We start from the raw sequence: 13,351 nt of genomic DNA, 5'->3' as shown, positions 1-13,351 counted from the left end.
GTCGTCACGGGGTGCGGAGCTACCTGGCGAACCGAAGGGTGAGCACCTTGAACGGATGAAGGGTCGCCTTGACGGTGAAGTCGTCGAGCAGCGCTGCCGCGGTTCCGACTCGCCGAGGATCGTCGGTCGGAAGTTCGTCCTCCAAGAGGTCGCAGACCTGCACCGTTGCGGCAGGGGCACCGAGCGTGACGGTGCCCGCAACGCGGCCGCCGTGTACCTCGGACAGGCGGACGACCAGATCACCCGAGCCGTCCTCGGCGGCCTTTGCCGCCTCGACGGTGACTCCCGGAATGTCGCAGGTCACCGGTGGAACTGTTGGAGCATCACTGCGGGCAGCGCGGCGAGCAGCGACAACAGCAACGTCCGCTGCTCCGGGGGCGAGGATGGCTCGGACCGGATTGTTGAGGCGCCAGCCCTCGGCGACGACGTCACCCTCGACGAGGTCGCCGAGGTGCGGCAGCACCGCCAGCGTGAACCGGTGGTGACCCTTGTCGGCGGCTGGATCCGGGTAGGTGGAGGCGGTCAGCAACGTCTGGCGGAGCGTGCCGTCCAGCGCGTCGTGGCCATACTTGGCGTCGTTTAACAGCGCTACGCCGTAGCCCCGCTCGGAGGCGTCGATCCACCGGTGGGCGCAGAACTCAAAGCGGGCCGCATCCCAGGACGTGTTCTGGTGCACCGGCCGCACCACGTGTCCGAACTGGATTTCGGAGGCCACCTCGTGAGTGTGCACGTCCACCGGCCATGCCACCTTCAGCACCTTGTCGGTCTCGGCCCAGTCGATGTCGTACCCGACGTCAACGCGGGCGGAGCCGGCAGTGAGATGGATCACCTGGGTGAACGTCGACGTGTTGTGGCGGCGAGTGACCTTCAGTGAGGCCACCAGGGGACCCGCATCGACCACCTCCACCAGTTCCGCCTCGGCGAGCGTCACGGTCGAGTTGGCGTGGTAGGCCTCCAGGTCCCAGGCGTCGAACTCCAGCGGTAGATCCTCGGAGAGCTCGAGCACGTTGCCCGGCTCGCCTGACCGCAGCACCTGTCGACCGCCCTGCACCCGGTGATCCACCAGCGACGTGACCAGACCGTGGGTGTCCCAGGTGAGGGTGAGCAGACCGTTGTCCATGCTGCCACCACCGGCAGGATCGGTCTCGACCCGTACCCGGTGTTGGGCATGGTCTGCGGCGCCACCAGTGGGCGGCACCACCCAGCCGCCCGCTGGGAGGTCGGCCGCCACGGCCAGTCGTCCGTCTGCGAGGGGTTGCGACCCTGCCGGATGAGGGGCCCCGTCGGGCCAGTCGACCAGGTGCACCCCAACCCGGGGGTGCGGCGCCGGGTTGGCGAGCAACACGCCGGTGGCGACGTCTACTCCATTGGTTGGCGACGTCGAAGAGCCGCCCGCCGCACCGCCCCTGATCCCGGTCACCGAGTCTGCGATTGTGCCCAGCGAGTCGGCGATCAGCGCCTCGCAGCGCCCGATGATGCGCTCGTAGCCTGCCTCGGCCTCGCGATGCACCCAGGCGATCGAGCTGCCGGGCAGAATGTCATGGAACTGGAGGGTGAGCGTCTCCTTCCACAGTTCGTCCAACTCTGCTGTCGGGTAGGCGTCGCCGGGGCTGCCCCCTGCGGCTGCCAGCGCCCACCACTCCACCTCTCTCAGCAGGGCCTCGCTTCGGCGATTGCCTGCCTTGGTTTTGGCCTGGGCCGTGTAGGTGGCCCGGTGCATCTCCAGGTACAACTCACCCACCCAGCGGGGCGGATCAGGCAGCTCGGCCAACGCCTCGGTGAAGAACTCGGCGGGAGAGCCGATCGACACCCGGGGGATCGCCTCACAATCGGCGGCGATGCGCGCCCGGGCCATCATCTCGCGGGTGGGACCGCCTCCACCGTCGCCGTGACCAAAGGGCACCAGCGAGGTGTTGGCCACCGCCCGTTCTGCGAACGTGCGGGCGGCGGGCACCAGCTCACCTGGGTCGATCTCAGCGTTGTAGGTGTTGACGGGCGGAAAGTGGGTGGGCAGCGATGTGCCGTCCAGCCCCTCCCACAAGAAGGTGTGATGAGGGAAGGTGTTGGTGCGGTTCCATGAGATCTTCTGGGTGACAAACGCGGAGGAGCCACCCAGCGCAAAGATCTGCGGCAGCGAGGCCGGATATCCGAACACGTCGGGGATCCACGCCTCCCGACAGGTCACGCCGTAGTGCTCTCGGAAGAACCGTTGGCCGTGAAGGAACTGGCGGGCCATCGCCTCACCTGAGGGCAGGTTGCCATCGGCCTCCACCCACATGCCTCCCAGCGGTACCCAGCGATCCGCAGCGACCGCCTGGGCGATGCCCTCGGCAACCGACGGGTATTCGTCGATCATCCACTGGTACTGCACGGCCTGGGAGCAACCGAAGCGATAGTCGGGGTCGTTGTCGATCAGGTCAAGTGAGTTGGCGAACGACCGGGCGCACTTGCGGCGGGTCTCGCGCAGTGGCCACAGCCAGGCGGTGTCAATGTGGGCGTGCCCGATGGCGAAGCAGCGGTGCTCCGATGCGACCGCCGGGGCGGCGAGCACCTCGGCCAGCTCCGAGCGTGCCGCCTTCGCCGAGCCGACAATGTTGTCCAGATCGAGGGCATCGGCAGCGCGCCCCAGGGCCTGCATGATCCGCAGCTTGCGAGAGCCCGAACCGGTATCCAGTTGCCAGCCAAGGCGGACCAGAAAGTCGATCTCCAACGCCAGGTTCCACACGTCGGTATTGAGGGGTGCGAGCTCGGCCTGAGCCAGGCGATACAGCGGTTGCTTCGAGGCGGTCAACACGTCGCCCAACCGAGTGATCACGTTGAGGTTGACGAAGGGGTTGGCCGCAGCCTCCACCAGCAGGTCCACCTGCTCGCCTCCCAGGGCGTGCGGGCTGACCAGGCTCCATTGGCGGGCGGGGTGCAACCCGTGCACCGGGACGCCGTCGCGCCAGATCATTCCCTCGGCATTGAACCCCACCTGGCCCGAGATGAATCCGAGGTTGACGACCGCCTCCACCCGTCGCCCGGCCATGTCGGGCGGCACCGTGCCCGACATCCGAAACCAGGTGGTGCCCCACGGGGGGCCCCACGGGTCGCCGATGGCGAAAGGTTCGTAGTGTGCCTGCTGTGCAGCCACCACGGCGATGGGCTCCCCAGCAACATGGTGGGCCGTCAGGCTCAGCGGCGCACCCGGGCCGTAGGTGGCCGGCCGGATGCGCTCCTCCAACAGACGGCGGATACGGCGTTCGGCAATGTGGGGCTCGTCGTGCATCGACCCATCATTGCGGAGAGCCCCCTACGGTGCAGGCGAGACCGGGAAGCTGGTAGACCGAGAGCCGACCGACATACCTGGGGGAGGGCCATGACCGCCGACGAAGCGAAGCTGACCGAGGAACTGAGCGTGGATGCGTGTTGGGATCTGCTGACCAAGGCGCGTACCGGCCGTCTGGCGGTTGCGATCGGCGACCAGCCCGACATCTTCCCGATCAACCACGTGGTGGACGGCCGCACCATCGTGTTTCGCACCGACCCCGGTACCAAGCTGGCGGCGGCCGTTTTGGGATCCGGCGTGGCCTACGAGGTGGATCACATCGACGACTCCAACGGTGTCGCGTGGAGTGTGGTGCTGAAGGGCAGGGCAAGAGAACTGCACACGGTGGAGGAGATGGCTCACGCCGAAGATCTGGCGCTGTACCCATGGGACCGTGGCGATAAGCACCATTACGTGGCCATCACCGCCGACGAGGTCACCGGACGCCGCTTCCACACCGACCCCCGGAAGTAGCGCCTCCGGCTGTCGGCCGGCGCTGCATGCTGCGACAATGGTCGACCTCGCCTCGGTAGCTCAGTTGGATAGAGCGACCGCCTCCTAAGCGGTAGGCCACAGGTTCGATTCCTGTCCGGGGCACTCAACACTGGCATTTCGTGACCGCCTCATTCAGCGACCGCCTCATTGCGCCGGTGGTTGGTCCGGCCTCTCAGGATCGCCGAAGCCGATGAAGACGCCGGTGGAAGACCGCTGAGCGGCCCGAACCTCAGTGACCGCTCCGGTTGGGACGGGACCGTAGATGTGGGGGTAGATCAACGGGTCGGCGTCGAAGCGCACCTCGCCGGATACCCGTGCCAGGTCGATCGTGAGGCACACGTAGGGCCGAGTGTCGTCGGTGTAGTAGCGGTTTGCCGGGATCAGCAGCGTTTCCAGGTCGATGGTGGTGTGCACGAATCCTTCGTCGGTGAACGCCTCGGGTGCGTACAGCTCACCGACCCGCTGTGCCTCCCAGACCGGCACCGGGCTGAGGTGATAGGTGAGTCCGGTTGGGGTCGGCCACTGATCGGGTGCGTCACTCATGAGCCTCATGCAACCACAGCCCGGGGCCACTTCTCCGGATCGAGCGGGCGGCAGCCTTTGGATGCCACACCAGAATCCCGCGACACTTTGAGAGTGACCGACACCCTGACGCCCGCAGACGTGACCCCACGCACCGCCGCTCAACCAGCACTTCGATCCGCTGAGGCGCTCGACGAGGAATGCCACGACTGGACTCTCGACGAGGTCACCGCGCTGTTCGAACTGCCGCTGACCGAACTGCTGTGGCGGGCCCAGAGCACCCACCGACGCCATCGTGAGCCCGATGCGGTGCAACTCAGCACCTTGCTGTCGATCAAAACCGGCGCCTGCCCGGAGGACTGCGCCTATTGCCCCCAGGCCGCCCAGTACAACACCGGCCTCACCCCAGAGCCGCTGATGGACGTCGAGCGGGTGGTGGCTGCGGCCCGAACTGCCAAGGAGGCAGGGGCCCAACGGTTCTGCATGGGGGCCGCGTGGCGCTCGCCCAAGGACCGCGACATCGCGCGGGTCGGCGCGATGATCGAGGGTGTCAAGGCCCTGGGGCTGGAGACGTGTATGACCCTGGGCATGCTCACCGACGACCACGCTGAGGCGCTGGCCGAGGCCGGCCTGGACTACTACAACCACAACCTGGACACCTCGCCCGAGTACTACGAGGAGATCATCACCACCCGCACCTACGGCGATCGTCTGGCGACCCTCGAGGCCGTGCGTGCGGCGGGCATGAAGGTGTGCTGCGGCGGCATCGTGGGCATGGGTGAGACCCGGGCCGACCGCGTGGGCTTGCTGGTGACCCTGGCAAACCTGCCCCATCACCCCGAGTCGGTGCCGATCAACGAGCTGGTGCAGGTGCCGGGCACTCCGCTGGCCACCGGCGAGACCCTCGATCCCTTCGAGTTCGTGCGCACCGTCGCCGTCGCCCGGTTGCTGATGCCCAACTCGGCGGTGCGCCTCAGCGCCGGCCGCACCGAGATGTCCGACGAGCTGCAGGCCTTGTGCTTCAGCGCCGGTGCCGACAGCATCTTCTACGGCGAAAGGCTGTTGACCACCGAGAACCCGGAGGGCAACAGCGATCGAGACCTACTCGACCGTCTGGGTCTGCGGGCCGGGCTCAGCGAGGCCTGACCACCTGGCAGCTTGGAATCGGCAACCTGACGTCGTTCGATCTACCCGCCTTGAGGCGCGATCGGGCTCGCGCAGGCACCAGAGGACTTCAGGGCCAAGATCCTGGCGAGCGAGCGATCGACCCGGGCCTCGCTGAGGCGCCCCTCGGCCACCACCGTCTCGAGGTGGTCGAGCACCTCGTTCATCTGGTCGACATCACCGAAGTAGAGCGCCATGTCGTTGCCGGCGACCAGGGCCATCTCAACGGCATCCGGCACCGAGATGCCGCGCTTGGTGATGGCGCCCATCTCGGCCAGCTCGTCGGTGACGGTGACGCCGTCGTACCCCATGGTGTCACGCAGGTACTTCATCGCTTCGGGGTTCAGCGAGAAGGGTTCACCGCCATCGGTCAGCCCCGGTACGTCGAGGTGGCCGGTCATCAGCAGTGACCGGTCGCCCATCGAAGCGATCATTTCCTTGAACGGCAGGAGATCCGACTGTTCCATCGCCGCCAGGTCGGGGGTGCGGGCCGGTGCATCGTCGCCGTGAGCGTCGGCGCGGCCGTGGCCGGGGAAGTGCTTGAACGTGGGGAGCACCCCCGCCGAGCAGAGGCCCTCGGCGAAGGCACCGGCGGTGCGCACCACCTCGTCGGGCTCGGCCGACCAGGTGCGGTCGCCCAGCGGGTTGGTTCCTCCGGCCACGTCGAGCACCGGCGCGAAGTCGACGGTGACCCCCCGCTGGGCCAGATTGGTCCCACGGGACGCCCCGGCGGCGCGTATGCGGTCGGTATCCCAGGCGGCCATCTCCCCTGCTGGAGGGAGCGGCTCCATGATCGACGGCAACAGATCGACCTGGCCCCCCTCACCGTCGGTGGCAACGAAGGGCGGCAGCGTGTTGGCCCGGGCGTTGGTCATGACAGAAGAAGCGAAGAGTGTCTCTTCCTTGCGCCCGACGAAAACCCCACCGGCGCCGGCGTCGATCAGAGCCTGTACCTCGCTCGGGCTGGTGGAGGTGCCGCCCGGTCCAGCGTTGAACCCGGGCATCAACATCTGGGCCAACTTCTGTCGAAGCGGCCACGAGACCGGATCGGGTTCAACCTGCGTGGTCTCCGACGTCGGGGCGGCCACGGGTGAACCGCCGGTCGTCGGGACGGCAACGACTGCTGTGGTTCCGGGTGTCACGACCGTCGACTGGGAGGTTGACGGTTCGTCCTGTGCAGCTTCCGACCCTGCACAGCCCGCCATCATCAGGGCGAGGACGAGGAGTGGCCAGACCCTTGAGCTGAGCATGGTCCCCATTGTTTCAGTCCGACTCAACTATTCGGAGCCGGTCTGCTTGATCATGATTCGAGCACGAGGTCGAGCGGGGGCGATGACCGAGACCTCCACTTCAAGGAGTGCAGTGTTCGAGTGATGTAGCCGCACGACTCCCTGGCGACGAGCGGGCTTCGCCAGGCCGTTGCGGAGTTCGATGACCTCGGCGGCCCCCAGTGCGACCGCCACCACCTCATCAGTTCCGAGGATGGTGAGACCAACCGCCTCATGATCGTCCGGCGCCAGGTATGGACGGGCTTGGAAGAAGCTTGTCAACAGGTCGCCCACCTGTTCGGGCGCGGTCGGGTCGCCGGTCGTTTCAGAGGACGCGTCGGTCGTGTCGGAGAGTGCATCGGTCAGGGCGGTGATGTCACGCTCCTCCCATCGGTTGGGGACCAGCCAGGCCAACCGGCCCTCCTGTTGCGCCGCCCCGCTCAGACTCAGGGTCCACGGCTGATCGCCGGCGAGATCGTCATCGGAGCCGTTTGCGCCCAAGCCGAACGGGACGAAGTGGTCATCGCCAGTGTCGCCGGTGGCCATCTCGACCGTCGCTGGAACGTTGATGGGAGTGGTTCCCGACTCATCAATCACATCCGGAGGGTCAGTCTCGGTGAGGTCGGTGGCCGTGCTGAAACCGTCGGGATTGGTTCCACCGTCGAGGCTGTCCGGTGAAGCTCCGGGTCGACGTCGACGAAGCGCGATCCACGCCAGGCCGGCCAGAAGGATCAGGGCAATGACCCCCAGCGCTACGAGCGCCGCCGGCGACGACGACTTGGTTGTTCCAGTGTTGGCGGGTTCGCCGGTTGCTTTCGGTACATCGGTGCCCAACGTGACCGCTGTGCCGTCCTGGGAGGTCGTCGCAGTCGGGCTGTCGTCGGTTCCCGGCGCCTGGGCGATCTCGACCGGTCGTTTCGACGCGGTCAGCACCTCTGGATCCAAGGGCCAGGCGTTGGGCTGACAGCCCTCCAACCCTTCAAACTGGGGGGCCATCACCGCCGCAGGCTCGCCGGGGTTTGGGCACCGGTCCACCTGCTGTGCCTGGCCAAGCAGGTGGCCGACGAGGTGGTTGATCAGATACTGGCGGTAGGTCTCTGGTTCGGCCCAGCCATCGGGGGGTTGCCGCCACGCGGCTGCGTTGATCACCACGATGGTTTCGCGCTGACAACCGATCGTGCCGTCCGCGTCGGCCCCGGCGCACAACGCAGCCGTTGCATCGGGCTCCGCGAGCAGGATCCTGTTTGGGCTGCTCTCGTCCTCGGTGAAGGTGAAACCCGCCCGGACCCAGCCGCGTTCGTCGCCCAGGGTGGCCAACGCTGTCACCTTCAGGACGTCGGGGCTCACGTCCTCCAAGGGGGATTCGAACGCCAACGCCACGTGCTCCTGTGCGGGCCCGTCCTGGGCACCTGCGTTGACACCGAAGGTGGGTGCAAGCGTGATGGTCGCGGCGGTGGCGAGACCCACCGCAAGCATTGCTGAAGTTCGCCTGGCCGCTCGGCTGAGAGCACCGCGACGAGTCACCTGCTCGAAGGTGTGTGGTAGATAGTTCATGGTCGGTGTCCTAGCACGAGAAACTCCGGAGTGGTGGTGGCCGGGTCAAGTGGCCGGTAGGTGCCGGTTTCGGCAGAATGAACAGCGTCTACCACCAGTTCGGCTCGCTCGAAGAGCAGCCGCAACTCGCGTGGGGTGTAGCAGGTGGTCCACAGGTCGACCTCGTTCGATTCGTCGAACTCCGACCGGATCTCGGTGCGTTCGTGGTTGACCCCGGATGCGGCGTCGAACGTATCGCTCTGTTCCAGGTTGGCCACTTGGAAGTAGGCGGAGAAGGCCGAGACGGCGAAGCGCCCTCCAGGACGGAGTGCCCGGGCAATGCCCCCCAAGACGGCAAGATCCGGTTGCAGCAGTTGGGGGTCGTCGGCGTCATCGGCGGGTCCACCCAACCCGAACGCCCCTTGACACAGCGAGATGGCGGCGTCGAAGGACTGGTCAAAGTTGAGGCGTCGGGCATCGACCCGTTGAAAGGTCGCACCATCAGGCGCTTCGGAGTTGGCCAACTGCACGAAGCGCTCCGAGATGTCCACCCCGGTGGCCTCGATGCCACGCCTGGCAAACTCGTGGCTGTGGCGCCCGGGTCCGCAGCCGACATCCAGTAGTGCCATGCCAGGTTTGAGTTGGAGGAGGTCGAAGAGCGAGTCGACCTCGCGCACGGTTCCCTTGGTGAAGGAATAGCGGAGATAGGCCGAACCGAGGTGATCGGCCAGCCCCTCGAACCAGTGCCCGTCGCCCGGGACAACCGGGGGAGGAGTGGCATGTTGGTTGGCCGCCATTCGCTCCACAGTAACGCCGGCGCAGCGGCGACCCGACGGGTCCGGGGCGACCTATGGTGGTGATATGCAGACGTCGAGCCGAGGCAACGCCAGACTCAACGAGTATCACCCGGCGTTCGAGGAGTATTGCGAGACCATCTTCGAGCTTCGCGAGGACGACGTGGCGGTCATTCAGGCACGCATCGCCGAACGCCTCGACGTCTCTCGGCCGGCAGTGTCGGAAATGGTGCACAAAATGGCCGACGAAGGGCTTCTGACGGTGGCTCGGGCCAAGATCTCGCTGACCGAAGAGGGCACCAAGCTGGCCGAGCAGGTGGTTCGCCGTCATCGCCTGGCAGAGCGGTTTCTCACCGATATCCTCGGGCTGTCCTGGGCGCTGGCGCATCAGGAGGCGGGCAAATGGGAGCACGTGATCTCAACTCCGGTCGAGGAGGCGCTGGCTGAACTCCTCGGCGACCCGACGACGTGTCCCCACGGCAACCCGATCCCCGGCAGCGATTATCGAACCCCCGACCTGGTGCCGCTGTCGGACCTGAAGGCCGGTGCCGGATTCGTGATCACGCGTATCCCCGAGGAACTGGAGTTTGCCAAGGGCATGTTGGAGTTCCTCGAGAGCCACAAGTTGCAGCCCGGCGCAATCGGCACCTTGGTGGCACTGTCGCCTGACGGGTCGGCCACGGTGTCGATCGATGACGACACGGTGGGCATCGGCTCGTTTGCCTCCGAGCGGATCTTGGTGAAGGCCGCCTGATCATCGGTGGGTGTTGGTTGGCTGAGCTGCTGTCATGATCAAAACCCGCTCGGGTTGCTTGGGCGAGGGGCTGAATCATGGGCGGCGGGAGCCAAGGGCAGATCAGGTGGCTGAGCGCAAGGCGTCAACCGGCTCGAGGCGGGCTGCCCGCCAGGCCGGGTAGGCACCGGCGAGGAGACCCGCTGCCGCACCGAGCAGCACGGCCACCAGGGGAAGCCACGGATCGAGGACCGGTGTCCAACCTCGGTTGGCAGCCACCACCACGGTCAGCACGACACCGGTGGCCGAGCCGACCATGCCCGCCAGGGTGCCCAGCAACGCACTTTCGGTGAGGAACTGTGCGGCGATGTGACGGCGCCCGGCACCCAGCGCTCGTCGAAGTCCGATCTCGCCGGTCCGTTCCAGCACCGACACCAGGGTGACGTTGGCGATGCCCAGCATGCCCACCAGCAGTGCCACTCCGCCCAGCACCAGGAACAGGGCCGACACGTCTTCGCTCACGCCGCGTCGCACGTCGGAGGGCTCCCACCCCGCCGTGGCGGTGACGAGGTCGGGATCGTTGGGCGAGAGCGCAAGCGGGATTTGGTTGGCCACTTGCCCGGCAGCTCCAACGTCGGTCTCGGCGATGAGCGAGGATGGCGCCTCCAGGCCGAGGCGCGCCTTGGCGGTACCCTCGGGCACCACGATGGCATCCAGCAGTTCGCGGCGTCGTTGAGCGCCCGAAATGATTCCAATCACCGAATAGGGGTCGTCGCCGATCAGGATTGCCGGGGAGGCCTCCAGCCGGGTGATGCCAAGCTTGGTGGCGGCGTCGGCGCCCAGCACCGCCACCTGGTCGGCCCGCCGGTCATGACCGGAGTCGAAGAATCTGCCGGTGCTGAGACGGCCCCGAACTGCAGCGAGCAGGTCGGGCGATGCCGCCATCAGCGGCGGGGCCACGCTCGGTGCTGCCGATGGGTCGATCACCGGTACCGCCGAGATGGTCTCCCCCTCGGGCAGTTCCAGGTCGCTCAGCGTTGCGGCCCCGTCGACCCCGGCGAGTCGGTTCACCCGCTGAGCGGCATCCCACCCCATCGGGTTGCCCACCACCACCGTTTTGGTGCCGTCCATGCCCCCGGGCACGGTGGCGGGCTGCACGTCCACGGTAGAGGCGGCGAGCTCGTCGAAGCGGTCGACGATCTGTTGCCCCGCCGTGCGGCTCAGCCCGGCGGTGGCCACCAGCGTGACGATGCCCAGTACCGTGCCGAGCGCTGTCAGCACAGCCCTCCCGGGGCGGGCAAAGGCCGAGCTGAGCGCCTCGTCGATCAGGTCGATGGCGGCGATGCTCGAACGCTTCGGCCGCTTCGGCCGCCCCCCGCGGGTGGTGAGCGACGTCAGGGTCGTCGCTCCTGCCTCTGGCTCGACCGGCTCATCGGCCGACGCGTCCAGGTTGCTCACGGGGTCCGTCCGGGGCCGGTTGTAGCGGCAGGTTCGGGCCCGGCCCTCACCACGGTGAGGGCGCCGTCGCTCATCGCAGCGGTGGTGCCACCTCGCCGGGCCACGTCGGCCTCGTGGGTGACCACCAACAGGGTCTGGCCGTCGGCGTGTAGTTCCTCCAACAGGTCCAAAACCTCGCCGGTGGTGGTCGAGTCGAGGTTGCCGGTGGGCTCATCGCACAGCAACAGGTCGGGACGCCCCAGCAATGCCCGGGCGATGGCCACCCGCTGGCGCTCGCCTCCGGACAACCGGGTGACCGAGGCGTCGAGGCGCGAACCCAGCCCAACCCTCACGAGCGCCTCGCGCGCCCGTTCGCGACGATCGCTTCGTGGGCCGCGCCGGTACAGGTCGGCCACCATCACGTTTTCGGTGGCGGTGCGGGTGCTCAGCAGATGAAATGCCTGAAAGACAAAGCCCAGATGGCGCGCCCGCAACCCGGCGCGCTGCGCATCGCTCAGTGATGCCACGTCGGTGCCGTCAAAGCGGTACTCGCCTTGCGTCGGCCGATCGAGGCAACCGATGAGGTTCAACAAGGTGGACTTTCCCGACCCCGAGGCGCCCGTGATCGACCACCACTCGCCCCGCTCGATGCGCAACGTCACGTTGGCGACGGCATGGATCGGCTCGGTGCCTTCCATCGTGCGCCAGACCCCGTCCAGCTGAACCAGCACCGGGTTGGCGGGTTCATCCAGAGCGCGTTCGTCCCGATCAGCCACGGTTGGCGTCGGCGCCATCGTCGGGGGAGGAGCCGGTGGCCCCGCCAACCGGGGTTGAGGTGGGCGTGCCGTCTGCGGTGCCCACTACCACCTCGTCGCCGGCCTTCAGGGCGTCCTTCTCCGCAGGGGTCACCTCCACCAGGCCGCCGGCGGTCAGGCCGGGCTTCACCTTGACCGTTGCGGCCTCCTGCGCTGACACGGCGGAATCCTCTGCTGGATCATTCCCCGCCTGCCCGTCGACGGGTTTCACCACCTCCACCCGGGTGGCACCATCGCCACCCAACGACAGCGCGGCCGCCGGCACCACCAGCACCTTGCCATCGGTGCTCCGCACCCGCAACGTGATGGTGACATCGGCGCCAAAGCTGTTTGCGGGCGCATCAGTGGGCGCCAGGGTGACGGCGTAGCGCTCGGGCCCTGCGCCGTTGGTGCCGGGCTCCGACGCGACCGAGACCACCGTGGCGGAGAAACGGTCGCCCGTATCGGTGAGCTCCACCTGCGCGATCTGTTTCGGTTTCACCAACGTGCGGTCCGCCTCGGCGACGGATGAGCGAATCTGGGCCACCTCGGACCCCAACGTCATGACTGCTCCGTCGATGCGTGAGCCGCGCTTCACCGCCGCCTTTGCCACCCGCGCGGGCAGCCGGGGCGCCAAGACCACCTCGTTGGCGGGTAGGCGGGCGCCAGCCTTGGTGCGGGCGGCCTTGAGTGACGCTTGGGCGCGTCGCAGTGCAGCGACGTCGCGTTCCTTGGCCGCAGCATCGGCCTCTCCGGTGAGTCGGCCGATCTCCTCGGTCACCTCGGCCGGAGCGCCGATGGGGGCGAAACCGCGACCTTGGTACAACTTCTCAACTGCTGCGGCGGTGTCGGCGTCGTAGGTGTCGTCTGCGGTCATGGTGAAGTAGCCCAGGCGCCCCAAGGCCTCCTCGATCAGCCGAACGTCATCGCCCAGGTCGCCGGGCCCGAGGTCTCGGTACATCGGCAGGTCGCCGACCAGCGCGATCACCGGGCGATTGCCCACCACCAGGATCACGTCGCCCTCGTTGACCGTGTCGCCCTGGGCCGGCGCCCGCACGACCACGTTGTCGGGCGATCCGATGGTGGACGGGGCCAGGGTCACCTCGGTGGAGTCGGTTGCACCGAGCGTGCCGCGAATGCGCAGGTCGGCGGACAGCACCCTGCGTTCAATTGGCACGGTGATGGGGCCCGATGGTGGCGCCTTGGCCCCGAGCGCAGCGTCGGCCGGTGATTCGATGCTGCGCCCGACCAGCAATCCCACCAGGGCGGCGACGATTGACAGTAGGACCGCTCCCAACGCGATC

Annotated in this window: 11 protein-coding genes and 1 tRNA gene; 4 read left to right on the top strand and 8 right to left on the bottom strand. The window is 67.4% G+C overall.

The window, feature by feature from the left end:
• Positions 1-19: 19 nt before the first annotated feature.
• Positions 20-3,268, bottom strand: coding sequence for an alpha-mannosidase (locus MPARV_RS0108080; RefSeq protein ID WP_020377877.1), 3,249 nt, complete (start codon positions 3,266-3,268; stop codon positions 20-22).
• A gap of 90 nt (positions 3,269-3,358) precedes the next feature.
• On the opposite strand from MPARV_RS0108080, the gene MPARV_RS0108075 reads away from it, so the two are divergent.
• Entirely contained in the window at positions 3,359-3,781 is a 423-nt protein-coding gene (locus tag MPARV_RS0108075; protein ID WP_020377876.1) for a pyridoxamine 5'-phosphate oxidase family protein, read from the top strand.
• 49 nt (positions 3,782-3,830) lie between these two features.
• Positions 3,831-3,904, top strand: a tRNA-Arg gene (locus MPARV_RS0108070).
• Between the two features lie 42 nt (positions 3,905-3,946).
• Here the strand turns inward: MPARV_RS0108070 and MPARV_RS22465 are convergent.
• Positions 3,947-4,345 (bottom strand): DUF952 domain-containing protein, encoded by a 399-nt coding sequence (locus MPARV_RS22465; RefSeq protein ID WP_020377875.1) that lies wholly within the window; start codon positions 4,343-4,345, stop codon positions 3,947-3,949.
• A gap of 93 nt (positions 4,346-4,438) precedes the next feature.
• Here MPARV_RS22465 and bioB point away from each other — a divergent pair, with 93 nt between their 5' ends.
• Positions 4,439-5,470, top strand: a complete 1,032-nt coding sequence (gene bioB, locus MPARV_RS0108060; RefSeq protein ID WP_020377874.1) for a biotin synthase BioB — start codon at positions 4,439-4,441, stop codon at positions 5,468-5,470.
• 41 nt (positions 5,471-5,511) lie between these two features.
• Here bioB and MPARV_RS0108055 read toward each other — a convergent pair whose 3' ends face one another.
• Genes MPARV_RS0108055 through MPARV_RS0108045 form a run of 3 tightly spaced genes read right to left on the bottom strand, consistent with a single transcriptional unit; the run spans position 5,512 to position 9,086 of the window.
• On the bottom strand, positions 5,512-6,738 hold the full coding sequence (locus MPARV_RS0108055; RefSeq protein ID WP_157789515.1) for a glycoside hydrolase family 3 N-terminal domain-containing protein: 1,227 nt from the start codon (positions 6,736-6,738) through the stop codon (positions 5,512-5,514).
• A 27-nt stretch (positions 6,739-6,765) separates the two neighbouring features.
• Entirely contained in the window at positions 6,766-8,310 is a 1,545-nt protein-coding gene (locus tag MPARV_RS22460) for a DUF3152 domain-containing protein (RefSeq protein ID WP_157789514.1), read from the bottom strand.
• Entirely contained in the window at positions 8,307-9,086 is a 780-nt protein-coding gene (locus tag MPARV_RS0108045) for a class I SAM-dependent methyltransferase (protein WP_020377871.1), read from the bottom strand. Before MPARV_RS0108045 ends, MPARV_RS22460 begins: the two co-directional genes overlap by 4 nt.
• A gap of 64 nt (positions 9,087-9,150) precedes the next feature.
• Here MPARV_RS0108045 and MPARV_RS0108040 point away from each other — a divergent pair, with 64 nt between their 5' ends.
• Positions 9,151-9,837 (top strand): metal-dependent transcriptional regulator, encoded by a 687-nt coding sequence (locus tag MPARV_RS0108040; protein WP_012223301.1) that lies wholly within the window; start codon positions 9,151-9,153, stop codon positions 9,835-9,837.
• 102 nt (positions 9,838-9,939) lie between these two features.
• Here MPARV_RS0108040 and MPARV_RS0108035 read toward each other — a convergent pair whose 3' ends face one another.
• Genes MPARV_RS0108035 through MPARV_RS0108025 form a run of 3 tightly spaced genes read right to left on the bottom strand, consistent with a single transcriptional unit; the run spans position 9,940 to position 13,344 of the window.
• Positions 9,940-11,274, bottom strand: a complete 1,335-nt coding sequence (locus MPARV_RS0108035; RefSeq protein WP_020377870.1) for an ABC transporter permease — start codon at positions 11,272-11,274, stop codon at positions 9,940-9,942.
• Complete coding sequence (locus MPARV_RS21080; protein WP_202948818.1) at positions 11,271-12,029, bottom strand: ABC transporter ATP-binding protein; 759 nt, start codon at positions 12,027-12,029, stop codon at positions 11,271-11,273. The genes MPARV_RS0108035 and MPARV_RS21080 overlap by 4 nt, the downstream gene beginning before the upstream one ends.
• Positions 12,022-13,344, bottom strand: a complete 1,323-nt coding sequence (locus MPARV_RS0108025) for a peptidoglycan-binding domain-containing protein (protein ID WP_157789513.1) — start codon at positions 13,342-13,344, stop codon at positions 12,022-12,024. Before MPARV_RS0108025 ends, MPARV_RS21080 begins: the two co-directional genes overlap by 8 nt.
• Between the last annotated feature and the right edge of the window lie 7 nt (positions 13,345-13,351).

Source organism: Candidatus Microthrix parvicella Bio17-1 (assembly GCF_000299415.1).
GTDB classification, from domain to species: Bacteria; Actinomycetota; Acidimicrobiia; order Acidimicrobiales; family Microtrichaceae; genus Microthrix; species Microthrix parvicella.
The sequence above is the reverse complement of the archived record's forward strand: the minus strand, read 5'-3'. Positions and strand labels throughout refer to the sequence as shown.